Genomic DNA, 18,855 nt, shown 5'->3' with positions numbered 1-18,855 from the left:
CCATGGATATGCATGCCACGCCGGGCGCGGTGGGGCTCAGTGACGAGCAGGCGGCGTACCGGGAGGCGGCGCGCGAGTTCGCGCTCGCCGAACTCGGCCCGCACGCCGCGCACTGGGACGCCGAAAGCGAGTTCCCCCGCACCGCCATCGGCAAAGCCGGGGAACTGGGCTTCTGCGGGCTCTACGTGCCCGAGCAAGCGGGCGGCTCGGGGCTCACGCGCCTGGACGCCGCCATCGTGTTCGAAGAACTGGCGGCGGTGGATCCGTCAACGGCCGCATTCATCAGTATCCACAACATGGCCACGTGGATGCTGGCAGCGCATGCCTCGCCAGCGTTGCGCGACGCGTGGTCACCGGCGCTCGCTAGCGGTGCCCGGCTCGCATCGTATTGCCTGACCGAGCCGGGCGCGGGCTCCGATGCCGGTTCCCTGCGTACACGGGCGGAACGCGACGGCGACCACTACGTGCTCCACGGCAGCAAGGCTTTCATCTCCGGCGCCGGTGCTACCGACATGCTGGTGGTGATGGCACGCACCGGTGGCGATGGGCCCAAGGGCATCACGGCCTTTGCCGTGCCGGCGGATGCCGAAGGCATCAGCTACGGACGCAACGAAGAGAAGATGGGATGGCACAGCCAGCCCACGCGTGGCGTCACGTTCGATGGCGTGCGCATCCCTGCCGACCACCGGCTCGGTGCCGAAGGCGAGGGCTTCCGTATCGCCATGAAAGGCCTCGACGGTGGCCGCCTGAACATCGCCGCCTGCTCGCTCGGCGCAGCGCAAGGTGCGCTTGATGCCGCACGCCGCTACATGGGCGAGCGCCGCCAGTTCGGCAAGAAGCTGGCGGAATTCCAGGCGCTGCAGTTCAAGCTCGCCGACATGGCGACGGACCTGGTCGCCGCGCGGCAGATGGTGCACACCGCAGCCCGCAAGCTCGACGCCCGCAGCCACGATGCCACCGTGTGGTGCGCGATGGCCAAGCGCTTTGCGACCGACGCCGGGTTTGCCATCTGCAACGACGCCCTGCAAATCCACGGCGGCTACGGCTACATCCGTGAGTACCCCGTGGAACGGCTGCTGCGCGATTGCCGCGTGCACCAGATCCTGGAAGGCACGAACGAAATCATGCGCGTCATCGTGGCGCGCCACCTGCTCAACACCGACGAGGAATTGCGATGAGTCACGCGGAGACGGCCTACCCGGGCCTGCATGTCGCCTACGAAGGGCACACGGCAGTCATCACGCTCACCAACCCGCCCGCGCACACCTGGACGCGCGAGAGCCTCGCCGGCCTGCGTGACCTGGTCCGCGCGCTGGATGCCGATCGCTCCGTCTACGCGTTGGTGATCACGGGCGACGGCGAGAAGTTCTTCTCGGCCGGCGCGGACCTGAAGCAGTTCGCCGATGGCGACAAGGCCGTGGCCCGTGAAGCCGCACGGCGGTTCGGCGAAGCCTTCGAGACGCTGTCGGCATTTCGGGGCGTAAGCATCGCCGCCATCAACGGCTACGCCATGGGCGGGGGGCTCGAATGCGCTTTGGCGTGCGACCTGCGCATCGCCGAGGCCCACGCGCAGATGGCCCTGCCGGAGGCAAGCGTGGGCCTGCTGCCCTGTGCTGGCGGTACGCAGAACCTGGCTCGCCTCGTTGGTGAAGGCTGGGCCAAGCGGATGATCCTGCTTGGGGAACGCGTTGACGCGACCACGGCCGAGCGCATCGGCCTCGTGGAAGCGGTGGCGCCAAAGGGCGAGGGCAAGGCGCTCGCGCTGGCCTGGGCGGAGAAGGCGACGAAGCAGAGCCCGGTGAGCCTTGCCGCCTGCAAACGCCTCGTGCAGGCCACGCGTTCCCAGCCGTTGTCGACGGCGCTGGTGGCCGAGCGCGAGGCCTTCGTCGACCTGTTCGACACGGCCGACCAGCGCGAGGGCGTGCAGGCCTTCCTCGACAAGCGCGCGCCCGTATGGACGAACGCATGAACGAGGAAAGCCCCGTACTTTTCGAAGAGCGGCCCGCGGGCGCGTTCCGCCTCGGCATCGCCACGCTCAATGCGCCGCGCACGCTTAACGGCTTGTCGCTCGACATGGCGCGCTTGCTCGACGAGCGCCTGGCGGCGTGGGCCGATGACGACGCCATCGCCGTCGTGGTGCTGCAAGGTGCCGGGGAAAAGGCCTTCTGCGCGGGCGGTGACCTGCACGGGCTCTATCGATCCATGCAGGCGTATCGCGAGGCCGGGCATACCGATATCCGCGAGAACCGCTACGCCAGCGAATTTTTCGCCGTTGAGTATCGCCTGGACTACCGCATCCACACCTACCCCAAGCCCATCGTGTGCTGGGGCCATGGCATCGTGATGGGCGGCGGGATGGGCCTGATGGCCGGCGCGGGGCACCGCGTGGTCACCGAGCGCTCGCGGCTTGCGTTTCCCGAGATCAGCATCGGGCTGTTCCCGGACGTCGGCGGCAGCTGGTTGCTGCATCGCGTGCCCCTGCGCACCGGCCTGTTCCTCGCCCTCACCGGCGCGACCCTCAACGCCGGCGACGCCATTTACGCGAACCTGGCCGATATCCATATCACCAGCGACCGGCACGATGCCGTGCTGGACGGGTTGGCCGCCGGGCCTTGGAGCAGCGACCCCGGTGCGAACGCGCGCACGGTGGACGCCCTCCTGGCCAGTTTCGCGTCGCCCGCTGCGCCGGGCCCGCTGCAGGCCCACCAGGCGAGCATCGCCGCCATCGTGGCGAGCGGAAGCCTGGACGATATGACCCGCGGCATCCTCGGCATGGAAGGCGATGACCCGTGGTTGGCCACGGCCAGGGATGCCCTCGCGGCGGGGGCCCCCGGCTCGGCGCGCCTGGCCTATGAGCTACAGCATCGCGCGGGCGGGATGTCGTTAGCCGATGTGTTCCGCCTCGAGTACGTCGTCGCGCTGCATTGCGCAGCCCATGGCGATTTCATGGAAGGCATTCGCGCCTTGCTTATCGACAAGGACCGCCAGCCGCATTGGCACCCGGCGACCGTGGCTGACGCATCGAGCGCGTGGGCCGATGACTTTCTCAAAGCGACGTGGGACGCGGCGCATCATCCGCTCGCCTCCCTTGGCGCTCCAACCGTTCCAGGAGCAACACCCCAATGACACAGATCGCCTTTATCGGGTTGGGCAACATGGGTGGGCCGATGGCCGCCAATCTCCTCAAGGCGGGCCACGCGGTGCGCGTGTTCGATCTGCTGCCCGACGCCGTGGCCACGGCGGTGGGCCACGGCGCGCAGGCCGCGACGAGTGCGCCTGACGCTTTGGCAGGCGCCGAGGTGGTCATCTCGATGCTGCCCGCCAGCCGGCACGTGGAGGGCCTGTACCTGGGGGCAGACGGCATCCTTGCCCGTATCCCGGAGGGTGCGCTAGTCATCGACTGCAGCACGATCGCACCTGCCGTCGCGAAGAAGGTCAGCGAAGCCGCGGCCGCGCGTGGCCTGGCCATGCTGGATGCGCCGGTTTCGGGCGGCACGGCCGGTGCCGCCGCCGGTACGCTGACCTTCATCGTCGGTGGCGCGAGCGAAGCGCTGGAGCGCGCGCGCCCCGTGCTGGGCGCCATGGGCAAGAACATCTTCCACGTAGGCGGCAGCGGCGCCGGCCAGGTGGCCAAGCTCTGCAACAACATGGCGCTGGGCGTCATCATGGCGGTGACTGGGGAAGCGTTGGCCCTGGGTGCGGCCCATGGTTTGGACCCCGCCGTGCTGTCACAGATGATGGCCGTGAGCACCGGCCGCAGCTGGGCCACCGAGGTCTGCAACCCATGGCCCGGCGTACTGGAGAACGCGCCCGCATCACGCGGCTACACCGGTGGCTTCGGCACCGACCTCATGCTCAAGGATCTTGGCCTTGCCGCCGAGGCTGCGATGGGGGTGGGCGCGGCGATCCCGTTGGGCGAGCTGGCCCGCAACCTGTATGCGCTCAACAGCAAGGCGGGCCGCGGCGGGCTGGATTTCTCCAGCATCGTGAAGCTGGCGGCGCCGGACGCATGAGTACGCATCGAGAAAAGCTCGTGCTGCCCGGCGGCGCGGACAAGCTGCTGCTGCACTCGTGCTGCGCGCCATGCTCGGGTGAACTGATGGAAGCGTTCGTCGAGTCCGGCATCGATTACACCGTGTTCTTCTACAACCCCAACATCCATCCGCAGAAGGAATACCTCCTGCGCAAGGATGAGAACATCCGTTTTGCCGAGAAGCACGGCGTGCCGTTCATCGATGCCGATTACGACACGGATAACTGGTTCGCCCGGGCGAAGGGCATGGAAAACGAACCGGAGCGCGGCATCCGCTGCACCATGTGCTTCGACATGCGCTTCGAGCGCACCGCGCTCTATGCGCACGAGCATGGCTTCCGGGTCATGACCAGCTCGCTGGGCATTTCCCGCTGGAAAAACATGGGGCAGATCAACGATTCGGGCCACCGCGCCGTGGCGCCTTATGACGATGTGGCCTACTGGGACTACAACTGGCGCAAGGGCGGCGGAAGTTCACGGATGATCGAGATCAGCAAGCGTGAACGCTTCTACCAGCAAGAATACTGTGGCTGCGTGTACTCGCTGCGGGACACCAATCGCCACCGCAAGGCCCAGGGGCGCGACCGTATCCAGTTGGGGGTTCAGTTCTACGGCGATGATGCCGAGGGGAAGGCGGGCGCATGACCAAGCCGGTCTTCCTCGTTACCGTCGTCGCCCCCGCTGCCATCGCCTTGCCGACGGCCACGGCCCTGCTTGAGCCGCCGACGGCATCCGGCGAACGCGTGTTCGTCGAGCGGATCCGTGCCAGCAACCGGCGGGAAGCTTTGGTGCTCACGCGACGCCTCTATCCCCAATGCCAGGTCTACGAAAAGGTGGTGCGCGCACCATGCTAGAGCGCGGACATCTCACCATCCTGCGCGCCGTTGAGCAGCAAGGCTCGCTGACCAAAGCCGCCGAGTTCCTGTGCCTGACCCAGTCGGCACTGAGCCACACCATGCGCAAGCTCGAGCGGGAACTGGGCGTGGAATTGTGGCTACGCCAGGGGCGTTCCATGCGCCTGACCCAGGCGGGCGAATACCTTCTCGCGGCCGCCAACCGGCTCATCCCTCAGTTCGAGCTGGCCGAGGCCAGGCTGCGTCAGTTTGCGCAGGGTGAACGCGGTACTTTGCGGATTGGCATGGAATGCCATCCTTGCTACCAATGGCTGCTGAAGATCGTCTCGCCGTACTTGAAAGCGTGGCCCGAGGTCGATGTCGATGTGAAGCAGAAGTTTCAGTTCGGCGGGATCGGCGCACTGTTCGGGCATGAGATCGACCTCCTTGTCACGCCCGATCCGCTGTACAAGGCGGGGCTTCACTACGAGCCTGTGTTCGATTACGAGCAGGTGCTCGTCGTCAGTCAATCGCACGCCCTGGCGGGGCACGCATGGTTGAAACCTGAGGACTTATCCAACGAGGTGCTCATCACCTATCCGGTGACGCTCGACCGGTTGGATATCTACAGCCAGTTTCTGCAGCCGGCAGGTATCAGCCCCAGGAAGCAAAAGGCGATCGAGACGACCGACATCATGATGCAGATGGTGGCGAGCGGCCGTGGCGTTGCCGCGCTTCCGCGCTGGCTCGCCGAGGAATACGCGGCAAAGATGCCCTTGGTGGCACTCCGGCTTGGCGAAGCGGGCATCGCCAAACAAATCCACCTTGGGGTGCGAGAGGTGGATGTGCGCGTCGACTATGTGGCCGCCTTTTTCGCGTTGGCCCGGGCAAGTGGGCACGCCGCGGGCTAAACGCGCAGATCGTCCGCTCCTGCATCAGCCGGCGGCCGCGAGCGCAGCAGGACCGGCTCAATCGCGAGCAACAGCGCCTGTCGGGCGTGCTTGCGCCACTTCCTGCAACCGCATGCATGCCGCGATAGCACACCCCGTGGCTGAGGACGACGGCGTGTTCGCACCCTAGCTTGAAGCACCGGAGCTCACGGCACGCGACATCGGCGCATGGCTGAAGGATCTCACCATGCAGGAACGCTTCAAGGAGGCCGCAGGCGACCACAGGGGAGGAAGGATGTGCCGCAGTGTGGGAAGGCTGGGCATCAGGGGGAGGCGCATGAGGTGGCGGTGGGGGAGGCGGTTCGGGTGTTCAAAGGTGCGTTTGACGGGCCGTGATAGCGGCGGGTGCTGAACCCGGAGCAGGGCCCGCACGGTGCCCGACGGCAGTCACGGTGGTCGCCTCTCAGCTGCCTGGATCACTTTGTGGTCGAGCTCAGTGCGTGCGTCACCGGGTTTCAATTGCTTTGATCTACTTTTATCTGGGATCAGCAAACTTGATTTCGAGAAGGCACCGTCTTTTGTCGATCTCCCACAGCCCCTTAAGCCTCTTGCTGATCTCCACGCTCCGCTTGCCCTTGCAGTTTGCCATTTGAAGGGCTACATCCCTCGCTGCGATTGCGCAAACTTGGTAGGGGCTCTCTCGTTCGAGTTCTTCGCTCGCTTCTTCAAAACTTTCAGCTATACGCTGGGCTGACTCGGCGTAGCTTCCAGTACTCAACTCGCCGGGCGCGCCACAGTCTCTGTTTCTCTTTTCCCATATGCGTTCCAATGACTCGAGGTAATCTCCCATTACCGAGACGCTCGCCAGGTGGGCAGCATCGTTGATGATGTCCTCAGAAGTTTCTAATCGTATGGCTCCTGTCGACACTAACAATATCGATAATGCGACGAAGGCGGCCACTTTCATCCAGTATTTTAAAGGCTTCTCTGCATTTCGGATGATTGAATGGTAACTAGTTTTCATGCAGAGGTAATGGCTCGTGATTCAATGAGCGCGAGATGCTTTCACATCGACCAGCCTGCGTAAGTCAGCGTTCGCCTACACTCGTGTCGTCCATATGCTCGTGGTTAACAGTGGTAGAAGTGATTCCTTAGATCACCGCACACGACGCCGGCGCTTGGTTTGGTTGGGTGGGCTCGCATCTGACGGGCTTCAGTTGCTTAGCTCACGGGACGCGCCTCCAAACCTTGGAGTCCTCGTGCCAATGAATCACTCCGCCTGCGTTCAGCAGCTCCAAGGGCGGCCGAACAGGGGTGAGCTCGGGTGGGATCGGCTCCCCGACCGCTAGCGAAGGAGCCAGGTGCGCGCCGTCTTTTTGCCACAGTGGCGTACTACTGAAGTCAGGCACGAGCGCCCATTGGTCTTTCGACTCGTCCCAGTGGACCGCAGTCTGCAAATGTGGCCCGTGCGCCGGCGGAGCCTGAACAGTCAGGTGGCGCGGAATGCTATCTCCGAGCTTCAGCCGGTTTTCCTCCACTCGGCCCGACGCCTTCGAATATAGCCGTGCGGTACGGAAGTCCTGGGCCGTACGCCATTTGTTGGCTTCAATGTCGAACTGCTGCGCACTATGGACCCTCGCTTCGAGATCGGGCACGGCTAGCGTCGAGAATCGGGGGAGAACGAATCGTTGATCGTCACCGAGCCGATACACGCGAACCTCAGAAAGATATTCGCGGGTGATCTCGCTGTAAGAGTAACCGATGACGAATTCCAAGCCTTCCTCTGACCTGAAGATGTCCATATAGCTCCTTGATAAGACCGCTCGAGGGTCAATATGCAATGCAGTAAATAATGCAGAGCCCGGCCGCGAGATTTGAGGCGGCGCCCGATGCATCCACCTGAAGTTCATGCGAGTGCGCCCCGGCGCTCGCACTGCTGGCAGCATGCGAATGCCCACCGGCGGCCGCTACATCGATGGCGTGCCCGTGAGTCCCCCCGCCGGCGATTCCAATGTTGTGCCCATGCGTACCGTTACCGTCGATGTAAAGGCCGTGCGCATGGTGGCCCGATACGGACGTATTCTGGGAGGACATGGCAGGCGTGCTGCCCTTGCCAGCTCCGTCGACGGGGCCTCCGATGTGTGCTGTATAGGAGTGTGCATGCGAGCCATCCGCGCCGGTTGAGCCGCCGTGACCGTGCCAGCCTTGTTGATCGGTCCACACACTGTGATCATGGTGACCACCCGCACCAGCTGCCGCTCCGTGGCTGTGTACGCCGCCGTCGGCAATGCTAATTCCATGGGAGTGATCAGGGGCGCTGGCGATGCTAGCGGCATGGGTATGAGAAAGAACATCGCCTACCGTGACCTCTCCGATCGCATCCACTTGCGCCGCCTGAACCAGTGTGTGGCCAGGTCCGACTAGCGGGATCGAGAAAGTTGTAGTTCCATCACCCTCGCCATAGCGTTCACCGATGGCGTCGAAAAGGGCAGGATAGGCATGTCTAGATACCAGCGAACCGTCACAACGCAGGGTATTCGCCGGCACTCTTTCTCCGGCAAAGGCAATGATCTGGCCAGGTATATACGGGCTGGTTCGAGATAGGGCCTTGATCGCAGCGAGAAGCTGGTGCGTATCTTTCTTTTCCAGCTCGATGTTCGCGCCGGTTATCGCATTCATGAGCTCGGCTTGAACGCGATTCATCCAGTCGGCATCAACGACAGTGGGTGGCTCGCCTCTCTCGCTGTCTCCATGAGTAAACCATCCCGGAGTGCCTTGCTCGGTGATCTCGGGGCGCTTCGCGACGGCGGTACGTGTGTCAATGGGATACATGGTTGACTCAGATGAACTGACAATAGGTGTGCGCCGCCTTCAGATCCTTGAAGGTGGCCTCGAGTGCTTCATCGGAAGCCAAGGTGGATCCGATCGGGCGTTCGTCTATGTGGACCTGCCAAACAAAGCGAATCTCTTCTCGGTACAGGGCGTCGCCGCACCGACAACGGCCGACTTCGAAAGGAGCGGGCTCCAAAATCGTTATTGCGTAGCCGGCGGCACGGGCGAGCCGCTTGAAGTAGTCTTTCGACAACCCTCCGACCTCCGCTTGTTTGCTGCTAATCGCTTGGGAACGTTGTTGCAAAGAGGAGCCTGGCGACGGTGTGATCGCGTAGAGACGCTCCCATTCTTCCAGGTCATGAACGGCGGTCTTCGGATGAAGAGCGCCGTGGAGGCGCCCTAAGACGGCGCTAAGCTCCGCGAATAGCTCTGCCTCAGCAAGTATGTGTCGCGAAATGTTTGGTCCGTTAGCCGAGTACGCCCCGAGCGGAAGAAGGCTCTTGAGAACATCGTTAATGATCATTCCATCGGCTCCAGAACAAATCGCCCTAGCCGAATCCACTCCAGCGAGGCTTCTCCCTGGCCCGAGCCCGGCTTCACGTTTGTCGCTGGCGATACGAGGTGACGATCGTTGACCCCAGGTAGATTCGTAAGAACGCCTTCGATTAGGCTTCGTCGCAGAGGCTCCCCGGGCGCGATCCGATCAATCAGCGCCGCAACCAGCGGGTGGCCGCTCGTAACCAAGCCTTCCAGCGTGTAGCCGTCTGCGATATCAACCTTCGCTACGACATCGACAAGCAGTTCCTTGGGAGAAAATACCTGTCCGGCACGGCCCCCCGCAGGACGGTTTCTATCGATGGCAAATTGAACTGCTTGTACGAGTTCGGGAGTGGGAAGCCCATCCTCCGCCACGATGGCCACGTCAACAGTGCCCAGACCACTCCTTAGCGGGTACACCCATGCGTCGGCGACCCCAGGCACGTCCTTCGCCCAGCGCCGATAGTCGTACTGGTTTCCACCAGCTGGGGGCCTGCGGATGACATCCAAATATCGATTCAGAAGTGCCAGTGAGGATTCCTCATCGCTGCCACCCGCTAGTGCTTCGACGAGAAGCGCATCGGAATCGAGACCTGCGGGTGGCGAGATCACAGTCGCCGGCCCAGCCAGGCCGTTGGTTGAGGACCCTGCGTCTACCGCGACGACCCTGACCTTCGTGGTTCCATCAGGCCCCACGACCGCGTCGGCCATCGTCGTGAAGGTCGTGCCAGCAGGGTGACGAATTGCTGCGCCTTCTGGAAGGCGGGCGGCAGGCCGTCCGGTAACCCGACACGTACCAATCGAAGCGATAGCAGGTTTTCTCGTTAGACCGCGGTCACGGGCGTGACGCTCGAGCTCATCCGCGTCAGCGTCGGTTGCCCAAATCTGTCGATAAAGCCACTGGATCTCTGCATACAGACCTTCGGCCACCGCCGCCACGCTGGCGGCCCGTACGGCGTTGTCGGAGTCAGTACTGGTATCGTTCTCTTCGTTGCGTAAGTCGCGGAGGTATCGCGCTCGCAAAGACTCGAAGGTAGGCGTCTGTATAGGCATGCTTAGGCAACAATAACGTCGTGGTTAAAGTTATGGGTTGCGCCACTCGGTTCAGTGACGATGATTCGTAATGCCAGTCGGTTCTTTCGTGAAAACGAGCCGTCCACCTCGATTAACTGAGCTCGGCCATCCGCCAAGAGCGGCGCTAAAGCATCATTCGCGTAGTGAATAGCCAGCTTAAGCGTCCGTGGTGTTGCCTTGGCGCGCCGTAGAAGATGCATGTGGCTGCCAAGGTCCTTGTCGCCAAACCAGCTACCTCGCGGCACCTGAAGTCGAAGATAGACCGCGTTGCGCAGGTCAGTGATTCGCCTGCCTGTAAGGTCTCCGGTCACCGGGTCGATTTCGTGGTCCATTACTGTTGCGCTCCCGGCGGTTCGGACTTCCCTGCATTCGGCACGATGTGATCGTGCCCGTTGTAGATCTCTCGGTCGGCGGCCATGCTTCGGGCCTTGTCGGCGATATCACCGGTGCATCTGAGCTCAGGCGTGTCGAACAAGACCTCCTTCGAGGCCGTCACCCGCAACGTCTCCGTGACCAGTTCAACCACGCGTCCCTGCTTGAAATGCAGGAAGTCGCCCTCGGTGGTGTGCAAGGCGACCTCGCCCGGCTTGAGCTCAATACGGTGCTCGCCGTGGATCGACGCGACGATGACCCCGTGTGTCGAGCTGCCGCCCAGCGGCAGGATGACGACCTCCGCCCCTTCAGGCGGCGCCGAGGCCATGCCGTATTGCTGGATGAGTTCGCATGCGAGCGTCTCGCCCGAAACGCCCGTCGCCTGTGCGGGTGGGATGGCCCGCGTCGCGTCCAGCCGGGTGAGTACCGCGCGGAATGCCTGGCGTGCGCTATGCGCCCCGCGGCGGCCGGCGCTGAAAAATTGGCGTGTGAATGTCATGTGCGTCCTTCACGATTGCGTCCCCGCTGGCGTCCCGGCCAGCCAGGTGTTGTCCATGCAGAGCCGTAGCTCAGTCTGCTTTCCGCGGGTGCGGCTCAAGCTGAGCCTCCGCCCCCGGATGAAGAAAGTGCCGCTGATGCCATGCGGCTCGCTGGTTAGATCAATGCGCCGGCCAGCTGCCCAGACCGAACCATCCGGCGCACGCCAGCCACGCACCACCGCGACGCCCTCGAACGACCCAAAGGTGGAGTCAGTAAGAATGGCTTCAGCGCGCTTATCCGCTTGCCGTTGGCTCTCGCACGTGGGGTCCACGATGACGTAGGGGCGGTAAATACCCCGTTCCATAGCCTGCCGGTCGACGGCGTGGCCACGTAGCGAGACGCGGTTGGCTTGCCACGCATCAGGGTCGAAGGCAGCGTGCTGGCCGAGTACGGTGACATCGGTGTATCGCATCGCCGCAGTTCGTCGGATACGAAGCTGCAGGAGATTATTCTGGGCACCGTCGTATCTCAGGATGAGATGGCCGACGGGCGCGCGCTGGTAGTCGGGGCGGGATATCACCAGGGTGCCATCGGGCTCTACCCACGGCCAGAGGCCGGCCGCGTCGGCCGCCTCTCGCACCACATCCCAGGCCGACCGCCCGGGCTCGCCCTGGATGCGCTGGCGAAGGGCGTGCTCGGCAATCCGTGTCGTCCGTATCCCGAAAGGGCGCGTGACGCGATCGATCAGTTCAGAGAGGGTGCCTTGTGTCGCGTGGTACAGCGGTGCTGCGCAATCAGTCAATGGCCCCGCAAGGTCCCGCCCATTGATCAGGATGGCATGGCGATCCTTGCTCACACTTTCATCGATATCGTCGATATGCCCCGTCAGGACGAGATCATCACCGAGGTGCAAGGTACACGGCGAGCCTGGTTCGATCTCGGGCGGAAACGGAGACGACCGGGTGGCGTATAGAGCGAGGTCAAACGCATCGGCCGGAATCATGATGTCGCTGCTGACACTCCACTCCATCCAGTGCGAGTTGACGCACCCGCCGACACTCAGGCGGATCGACTCATCGTGCGTAGGCATGGAGCACCGTCCCGGCAGGTATGGCGTATGGGCGCCGGAGGGTAGGGTTGAGTCGCTGCAGTTCGACCGCGCGCTCGTGCTCGCCATACCACAGGTGCGCAAGGGCACGCAGGCACGTCGTCGCGCCGACGGTCCGCCGCGTGAGCGGGGGGCGGGTCAGGACGATCTGGCGCCCGGCCTCCAGGATGAGTGCGGCCGTGTTCTTCATCGGGTCGACGGCACGAGCCAGTTCGTGGTCGGGTCGAACCAGGCGGCGCAGGGCAATCCCACCCTGGAGCATCGCGCGCGCATGCATCACGAGGCGGTCGATATCCGACGGCAGGAGCGTGGGCTCGGCACGTTGCTGGTCGAGCGCCATGGCGGTCGCCGCCGCGATGGCCAGGGCCTGGCTTGTGTGCACGACCATGAGCAGCCCCGCCGCGTGCAGGGCCGCTGCGTCGGAGTGCAGGCCCGGCATCACCAGCCTGCTCGCCTCGGGTACCTGCCCGTCGCGAGCCGCGGTGAGGAGTTCCGACCACACCCGTACCACTGGGCCCGGGAGGGTGTCACGGCCGGGTACGCCAGGCATGATGGTGTCAACCGCTCCCCGGGACGTCATAGGCCCGCGCGTCGGCGGAAGAGTCAATGCCATCCGCTTATGCAGGTCGACCACTTCCGCCGCAACCCTGTTGGGCAGGGCCATGACGTCGAAGGCCGGCATCGGCGCCCCCGCAATGGACTCGAGGTCGGCGAGCACGGCCCGCGACTGAGCGCGCATCTGCGCCAACCTGAGCCCGATGCCCGGCCGGCCGAGAAGCTCGTGCACGAGGCCTTCCCAGCCACCCATCAGCCTGCCTCGGGACTCACCGATCAGGCTATGGCTGCGACCCAGGAGGTCGCGCACATGCCGGCGCCAGTCGCCATCAGGCCGGCCGAGCGTCGCCGCGGCGCTATCGATGCCCTCGAATGAGCGGATGAAGAAGGGCTGGTCCAACGCATGTTCCACGAAGACTGCGGACACTTCCGCGTAGTCCGGCGTCTCTGCAGCATGTTCGACGGTGTACCGGCTGACGAGTACCCGAAGGGGGCCATACACCGGGTGGATCAGTTCGCCCGGCCCACCTTGGTCGAGCGCTGCGATAAGCGCTTGCAGGCGTTGCTCATAATCATCGCCCAGCACAGCGATCCGCAGCGAAACAACGCGGGCCTCGCGCCCCATGTCCTCGCCTTCCTCACCATCCCGGTAAGGGATGGCATTGTTGGTCACCATGCGCGCGGCATTCATTTGATCCGCGGCGATATCAATGGGTACGCCACGGAACGACGCATCCAGCAATGTCTCACTCCAGCTCATCAGTTACGTCTCTCTTCTCGCCTGGCGGCGTCTGCGAGCTCCGCGTGGAGCCAAGGGATGTCGGCGTTGACGGTGACTTGCAGCGGGTGTGCGACGAAGGCGGCAAGGCTCGAAAGAATGGCGTCAAGCTTTGTCACGACCGCATCCAGTGGCACAGGATCGGCCAGTGGCGCAGGGGAGGGCGCCTCCGATAGGGAGGTAAGGGTGGGCAACGCGGCCAAACGCGATGCGTCCTTGCCAGTGACAGCCGCACCGGGCACCTCTTGCTTATGGCCAAGCCACGAGAAGTCGAGGCTCTCGACAACATCGCCATTCTCATCAACCGGCATGGGTAAAAGGCTGAAGCGGCCGCGAGAGAAGAGCATCACCACTTGCATAAGCAGAGATCCCAAGTCCAGGCCCCGGCCACGGCCTTTAGGTCCGCGTTTAAGTCCACCTCCCGGGATCATAACTACACCAGGCGAGCGGCTTTCACCGGACCGTGCGGACTGAGGCCAGTTGGTGACAAAGACGGGTGTGATCCCGAGAGATGATTCCAGTGCCTTGCCCAACGTGACGTTCGCGACAATGCCACTGACTCCGAGAAGAGACCCGACGGCGTTCCCGCCAGCGTTGCCCTTGAGGGACGCCATGCCGCCAAGCGCAGCCCCGGCGAGACCAACGCCAAGCGAGGTCTCTCCAGATGGATTCATCTCGAGAAGTTCCTTGCCAGCAGTAGCTAACAGCTTATTGATCGGCACTGAGGCCCGGTCAACGAGCTCACTTACCGTGTTGCTAACGCGACCGGCAACCGCGCTGGACGATTCTTGATTTTGGGCGAGATAGCTGCTGGCAAGCGCGGACGACGTGCGAACCTTCGCCTCCGTTGCCGAAAGCTCTTCAACGCGGTTCTTCTTCATCGCGAACTCGAAGAATGTCCTGCTTTCGGGGCCGATACGCGACGATATGGAAGTGATCGCCTCCTCGCGTTGTTTCCTGGATTCGAGTTTACCGAGGTACGCGGATACCTCATTCAAGAATCGAAGAGGATCTCGTCGGGCACCACTTTTTTCTTGATAAGACACTCCGGTCGATCGCGCAATTTCGACGAGATCGTCTTGACTGTTGAGCAGGCTTGCCGATGAACGAAGCATCGAGTCGCGTACCTGCGGATCCGTGGTGGAGCTGTACGTTACCGCAGCGAGCGATAGCGTGCGGTCGATGCCTAGCCGTTCAATCACCTTGGGACCGAACTTATTGAGCGATACTGCTAGATCATTAACTGATACATCGATAGCGGTCGAGGCGACAACCAACTTCTCCGCGACAAAAGCGATGTCTCCAGGAAGATCCCAGGAAGCGTCCATGACGACCTTGGCAGCCTTCAGGCCATCAATCGACGACGTGACGCTATTTCCCGTAATCGTCGCGATGGAGTCAGCAGCCATCGCACCCCTGATGGCATCCTTGGGACTCCATCCCGCGTCGGAAAGCGCTCTGTAAGATGAGGCGGTCTCGTGGACGTTGTTTCCGCTGCTTCGAGCAATTTCCCACAGATCTTGCCTGGTCGCCGATCTCTCTTCTCTGGACATGTTGTGCGCCATTCCGGCGCGTATCAACTCTCGATCCAGCGACGCACTGGCGTGAAGCTCGCGCGTCGCGATGCGGCCGAGATCCATGGTGGCAATGGTCTTTCCCAGCCCAGCCATGGCGGCGCCAACACGCCCAAACTCCGATACAGCGGCATCGCCAAACTCGGAAAACCGCCTCTTTGCGGAGCGAAGAGAATCCATAAGGCGCCTGACATCGGTATTCAAGGCGGCGGTCTGCCGCGACGCATCAAGCTCGTCCTCTACGAGACGCCTTAGCCCGCCCGTGCCTTGCGCTGAAGCGCTTCCCTGCGCATCAATCATGTTCGTTCCTTAATGCATCCGTTTATGCGATGGTCAGTGTTTGAAGTTCGACGTGAGATGTGATGGCGCCTAAGAGAGGCTGACGAAAGCAACTTCCTTATTGGCTAGATGTCATCATTTTCGTCGATTTCCTTCTTGCATAGCTCCGAGTGATGCTTCCATGTGTCATCCATATGCACCATGAAGGTGGCGCTTCGGTTGGCTCCGCAGTTATGCATTTGAAGTGAGACAGCGAGGGCTGCGGCTGCACACCCCCGATAGGGCCTTGTCGAATCCTTGTCATCGCCGATCGCCAGTAGTGAGCGTCGCAATCGAACAGCTTCGTCTCTTAGCGCGCCATAATCCAAGCGATGCTCCGCATAGCAATATTTAGTGCCTTCTTCCCAGATGCGCTTCATGGTCCTCAGTGCATGTTTGGCATCGGTATGATCGTTTAGATGGTAGTGTTTTGAATACTCACTAGTAGGTGGCTCCGCTCGTGCTGAAAACGAGATGATCGTGGATGCGAGAAGGAGGGAGGCCGTTGGACCGATCCTCTTGATTTTCCATCTGGCATCTTGATTGGGCGATATCTTTGAAGAACTCATTCCGTCGCGTGTACCGGTAGAGAGACGTGTTGGATGATTTCACACGCTTCGAGAGATGTAAGGCAGTGTGACCTCGCACGATGTGTTCCGTGCGAACATTGCCAAGGATGAGAGAAGCAGGGTCGTGCCGATCGCATGGCTTGCACTCAACTCGCTAGGCCAAGCCGACGGATTTCAGGTCTACTTCGATGTGGAATCGGAAGCACGGATCTCGGCCAGGCAGCGTTCTTTGTCGGCTTTCCATGCCGTTTGCAGCTTCATGGTTGCCTGCTTGCTGCGCCGGGACCCACAATTAAGCATTTGAACGGCTACGTCCATGGCCGCAACTGCGCAACGCTGGTAAGGTGCTTTTCGTCCCAATTCATCACCCATTGCGGCGATTGAACCAGCTATGTCTGCGGCCCTATAACTAAGGTCTCGATGATTTACCTTGCCCGATGCCTCACAGTATCTGTTCCCGACTTCCCACATGCGCTCCACAGCCTTGAGAAATTCTTCAGTTTGAGCGACGCTAATTATATGGACAGCGTCATGGAGTCCTTCTTCCGAGGCTTTCGCACATGTCTCTGAAGTCATTGTTAGTACTGCAACAAAGGCAACTGACTTCACGCACGACTTCGTTATGTTGGCCGTGCCATAGTTCAACGATAGTTGGTGAAATTTCATTCCGAGCCGATGACTTGTGATTTGAGAGGCGCGAGATGCTTTCACGTTCTTCAGTCTTTGTAAGTCAGCGTGCCCCTACACTCGTGTAGTCCATATGTGCATTGTTCACAGTGGCAAAAGTGATTGCTTTCGATGGCCGGTGTTCTCAGGCGTTTCCCGGTTCGTAAGACAGTCATGTCTGACCCTTGAGCGGGCGACGCCGTACGTCCCGGTTCACATGCAGCGATCGCGACTTGGTCGACGGCCCCGCGGGCTCCATGAGCTTGAGGCGCGCCACAAGCTCCGGATGAGTCATGGATCGGATCTCGTCTAGTCGGTAGCCGTGACGGACGAGGACGTGTTCGACGCGTCGCCAGTCGACGATTCGGCGCTCGCCTGCATCAACTTTTTTTCGAGTCGCCTCTCGGCTGCCTGGATCACCTTGTAGTCGAGGTCGAGGAGCTCGCGACTGAGGTAGTCGGTGGTGATCTGCTCCAGGGGGATGGTTCCGACCCGGACAAGCTGGCGGCGGAGCTGGTCCACGGCGATGAGGGAGTAGGGGCCATCGGGGTAGGCGAGCTGGGCGCCGATCGTGTCGCCCGCGAGCGCGGCGCGGAGCACGAACTCACGATGCCGCATGCCGTTGTGGGGCAGGCCGACGGCCAACTGGCCCGTGATTTCCATATCAAGCTTGGTGGCTTCCATGTTCATTCCTCGTACCGGTCCAGCGCGCCCAGGGTGAGGTCGCGGACCGCTTCGCCATCGACGTCGTACTTGCTGCCCATGGTTTGCAAGAAAACGCCCGTGAACGTCTCTCGTTTGCCGCCACCATCCTGTGGCTCGAGCGAGATCTTCGCATCGACCATGGATACCCAGTTGGGCTCACCGCGCTTGGGGATCGCCACGCTACAACTGATCGTGTAGTCGACGACACCCTTGGCGTGCCCTCGCGAGCGGCCCGTTCGGTTCATGGTCTTGATCGTCTTGCGATTGGTGTTGACGGTCTCCTCGAAGCGTTTCACGTCGTACTCGACGCCGTCGATTTCGAGAACGATAAGGCCTACGTAGGCATCGGACATGGCTGTTCCCTCAGAGATAAAGGTCAATGGTCGCGTCGATGACGTGGAGTCCTTCGACGATATCCGCGGGGATCGTGGCCCGAAGGCGACCGGTTCCGTCGTTGGCGCTCTCGACGATCAGGTGTTCCGCGTGGGCATCAACGTTCTTCAGAATGGCGACCTTGTCGTCGGCGCACTTCCTCAGCACATCGAGGATTTCACTTCGCACCTTGGTAGCCGTCGAGGACGACAGCTTGGCGCGAGGAAAGCGCAGGCGAAGGCGGCTTCGGCATGCCTCGCGAACATAGTAGAGCGAGCGGATCGTGGTGATATCGAGCAGCGAGGTGTCCGACGTATTGGTCGGGGATTTGGTATACGTGGAGATTGCCCTGACGATCTGGACCGTTTCTCCCGGGCCGACCTCAAGCGGCGTGACACCATTCGCAAGCGCGGCCTCTTGTTCCGATCGGCTCATTCGAAAGGCGACGGCGGGAGCAGCCAGGGAGGGGAGTGTTACCGTGTTCATCGGCCGGGAAGGGTCGTCCTCGGCTGCCAACGCCGCCGCGTAGGCCGCCGCCACCGCGATCGCGGCATTGCCGGCACGAGGAAGGCAGGCAAGCGTAATCGCTCCGGAATTGAGTTTCGCGGCAGTCGCCGATGCGGCAGATTGGCTGCTGACGGATGCCGCAACGCCAATCCTGGATCGCTGGTGGGTTGCATCGGTCGCGATGTCGATGTGCTTCCGGAGGTCCGACAGCGAGGCTTCGTCCATCCATGATGAAACCACAATCTCCATGTCGACCCCGAGGAGCACCTCGAGTGCAGCGGCGATCGAGGGCGTTTTCTCAGGCTCAGTGGCGACGCCGATGATATGGATACTGGCCGATCGACTGGTTTGCAACGCATGGCTCACCATCTCCGCGGCGGCCGGACCGAATGCGTCAAGGGCCTCGGCCTCGGAGAAGACCCTCACGAGGTCCAGTGGCTTTGCTGCCGACAGCGACTTGGAGGTGATCGGGGTGATGAAGCAGATCCGCTGGCTGTTTGCCGGGAGACCGCTCAAGGCAAGGGTGGTATTGAAGCCCATGTAGACGCCCGGCTTGCGCGTGTTCTGGGGGATGATTCTGGTATCCAAAATTAAGTCTTCCTTGATGTCTTGCGTTGATGGCGACACGGGTTGTTGCGGTTCCGACCTTTAG

Annotated in this window: 22 protein-coding genes; 7 read left to right on the top strand and 15 right to left on the bottom strand. The window is 62.2% G+C overall.

Features of this window, described 5'->3' with window-relative positions:
* The first annotated feature begins 2 nt into the window (after positions 1 to 2).
* From VI08_RS15380 to VI08_RS15350, 7 genes are read left to right on the top strand one after another with little or no spacing between them, the layout of a single operon-like run.
* Positions 3 to 1,178 (top strand): acyl-CoA dehydrogenase family protein, encoded by a 1,176-nt coding sequence (locus tag VI08_RS15380; protein WP_428992160.1) that lies wholly within the window; start codon positions 3 to 5, stop codon positions 1,176 to 1,178.
* A complete protein-coding gene (locus VI08_RS15375) occupies positions 1,175 to 1,969 on the top strand; it encodes an enoyl-CoA hydratase (protein ID WP_045830491.1) in 795 nt (264 codons plus the stop codon). Before VI08_RS15380 ends, VI08_RS15375 begins: the two co-directional genes overlap by 4 nt.
* Positions 1,954 to 3,126: an enoyl-CoA hydratase/isomerase family protein gene (locus VI08_RS15370; protein ID WP_045830490.1), complete on the top strand. Its 1,173-nt coding sequence runs from the start codon at positions 1,954 to 1,956 to the stop codon at positions 3,124 to 3,126. Before VI08_RS15375 ends, VI08_RS15370 begins: the two co-directional genes overlap by 16 nt.
* A complete protein-coding gene (mmsB, locus tag VI08_RS15365; protein WP_045830489.1) occupies positions 3,123 to 4,013 on the top strand; it encodes a 3-hydroxyisobutyrate dehydrogenase in 891 nt (296 codons plus the stop codon). Before VI08_RS15370 ends, mmsB begins: the two co-directional genes overlap by 4 nt.
* A complete protein-coding gene (locus VI08_RS15360) occupies positions 4,010 to 4,678 on the top strand; it encodes an epoxyqueuosine reductase QueH (protein ID WP_045830488.1) in 669 nt (222 codons plus the stop codon). The genes mmsB and VI08_RS15360 overlap by 4 nt, the downstream gene beginning before the upstream one ends.
* Positions 4,675 to 4,887, top strand: a complete 213-nt coding sequence (locus tag VI08_RS15355) for a hypothetical protein (protein WP_045830487.1) — start codon at positions 4,675 to 4,677, stop codon at positions 4,885 to 4,887. Before VI08_RS15360 ends, VI08_RS15355 begins: the two co-directional genes overlap by 4 nt.
* Positions 4,881 to 5,777, top strand: coding sequence for a LysR family transcriptional regulator (locus VI08_RS15350; protein WP_045830486.1), 897 nt, complete (start codon positions 4,881 to 4,883; stop codon positions 5,775 to 5,777). The genes VI08_RS15355 and VI08_RS15350 overlap by 7 nt, the downstream gene beginning before the upstream one ends.
* Before the next feature lie 514 nt (positions 5,778 to 6,291).
* Here VI08_RS15350 and VI08_RS21845 read toward each other — a convergent pair.
* The 15 genes from VI08_RS21845 to VI08_RS15305 all read right to left on the bottom strand — a co-directional run bounded on the left by VI08_RS21845 (position 6,292) and on the right by VI08_RS15305 (position 18,830).
* A complete protein-coding gene (locus VI08_RS21845; protein WP_157006837.1) occupies positions 6,292 to 6,780 on the bottom strand; it encodes a hypothetical protein in 489 nt (162 codons plus the stop codon).
* 202 nt (positions 6,781 to 6,982) lie between these two features.
* The gene (locus tag VI08_RS15345) at positions 6,983 to 7,558 is read right to left on the bottom strand and encodes a hypothetical protein (protein WP_045830485.1); all 576 of its coding nucleotides are present in this window, start codon (positions 7,556 to 7,558) and stop codon (positions 6,983 to 6,985) included.
* A 28-nt stretch (positions 7,559 to 7,586) separates the two neighbouring features.
* Positions 7,587 to 8,588, bottom strand: a complete 1,002-nt coding sequence (locus VI08_RS21440; protein ID WP_084621551.1) for a phage tail protein — start codon at positions 8,586 to 8,588, stop codon at positions 7,587 to 7,589.
* 7 nt (positions 8,589 to 8,595) lie between these two features.
* Positions 8,596 to 9,111: a putative phage tail protein gene (locus VI08_RS15340; protein ID WP_052697998.1), complete on the bottom strand. Its 516-nt coding sequence runs from the start codon at positions 9,109 to 9,111 to the stop codon at positions 8,596 to 8,598.
* Entirely contained in the window at positions 9,108 to 10,178 is a 1,071-nt protein-coding gene (locus tag VI08_RS21435; RefSeq protein WP_084621550.1) for a baseplate J/gp47 family protein, read from the bottom strand. The genes VI08_RS15340 and VI08_RS21435 overlap by 4 nt, the downstream gene beginning before the upstream one ends.
* 2 nt (positions 10,179 to 10,180) lie before the next feature.
* A complete protein-coding gene (locus VI08_RS21430; RefSeq protein WP_084621549.1) occupies positions 10,181 to 10,531 on the bottom strand; it encodes a phage GP46 family protein in 351 nt (116 codons plus the stop codon).
* Positions 10,531 to 11,070: a phage baseplate assembly protein domain-containing protein gene (locus VI08_RS15335; protein ID WP_045830484.1), complete on the bottom strand. Its 540-nt coding sequence runs from the start codon at positions 11,068 to 11,070 to the stop codon at positions 10,531 to 10,533. Before VI08_RS15335 ends, VI08_RS21430 begins: the two co-directional genes overlap by 1 nt.
* Before the next feature lie 9 nt (positions 11,071 to 11,079).
* Positions 11,080 to 12,141 (bottom strand): phage baseplate assembly protein, encoded by a 1,062-nt coding sequence (locus tag VI08_RS15330; protein ID WP_045830483.1) that lies wholly within the window; start codon positions 12,139 to 12,141, stop codon positions 11,080 to 11,082.
* On the bottom strand, positions 12,125 to 13,474 hold the full coding sequence (locus VI08_RS15325) for a DNA circularization N-terminal domain-containing protein (protein WP_045830482.1): 1,350 nt from the start codon (positions 13,472 to 13,474) through the stop codon (positions 12,125 to 12,127). The genes VI08_RS15330 and VI08_RS15325 overlap by 17 nt, the downstream gene beginning before the upstream one ends.
* On the bottom strand, positions 13,474 to 15,366 hold the full coding sequence (locus VI08_RS15320; RefSeq protein WP_045830481.1) for a phage tail tape measure protein: 1,893 nt from the start codon (positions 15,364 to 15,366) through the stop codon (positions 13,474 to 13,476). Before VI08_RS15320 ends, VI08_RS15325 begins: the two co-directional genes overlap by 1 nt.
* Before the next feature lie 104 nt (positions 15,367 to 15,470).
* Entirely contained in the window at positions 15,471 to 15,764 is a 294-nt protein-coding gene (locus VI08_RS21840) for a hypothetical protein (RefSeq protein ID WP_157006834.1), read from the bottom strand.
* Positions 15,765 to 16,133: 369 nt separating this feature from the next.
* Positions 16,134 to 16,562: a hypothetical protein gene (locus tag VI08_RS21835; protein WP_157006830.1), complete on the bottom strand. Its 429-nt coding sequence runs from the start codon at positions 16,560 to 16,562 to the stop codon at positions 16,134 to 16,136.
* 366 nt (positions 16,563 to 16,928) lie between these two features.
* Positions 16,929 to 17,303 carry a hypothetical protein gene (locus tag VI08_RS15315; RefSeq protein WP_052697997.1) on the bottom strand — a complete coding sequence of 125 codons (375 nt, stop codon included), beginning with the start codon at positions 17,301 to 17,303 and terminating at the stop codon, positions 16,929 to 16,931.
* A gap of 2 nt (positions 17,304 to 17,305) precedes the next feature.
* A complete protein-coding gene (locus tag VI08_RS15310) occupies positions 17,306 to 17,677 on the bottom strand; it encodes a hypothetical protein (RefSeq protein WP_045830479.1) in 372 nt (123 codons plus the stop codon).
* A 10-nt stretch (positions 17,678 to 17,687) separates the two neighbouring features.
* Positions 17,688 to 18,830 (bottom strand): phage tail sheath subtilisin-like domain-containing protein, encoded by a 1,143-nt coding sequence (locus tag VI08_RS15305; protein ID WP_198148970.1) that lies wholly within the window; start codon positions 18,828 to 18,830, stop codon positions 17,688 to 17,690.
* Positions 18,831 to 18,855 lie beyond the last annotated feature (25 nt).

This window comes from Luteibacter yeojuensis (genome assembly GCF_000964085.1).
In the GTDB taxonomy this organism is placed as follows: domain Bacteria; phylum Pseudomonadota; class Gammaproteobacteria; order Xanthomonadales; family Rhodanobacteraceae; genus Luteibacter; species Luteibacter yeojuensis_A.
This window is presented reverse-complemented; position numbering and strand designations above follow the sequence as displayed.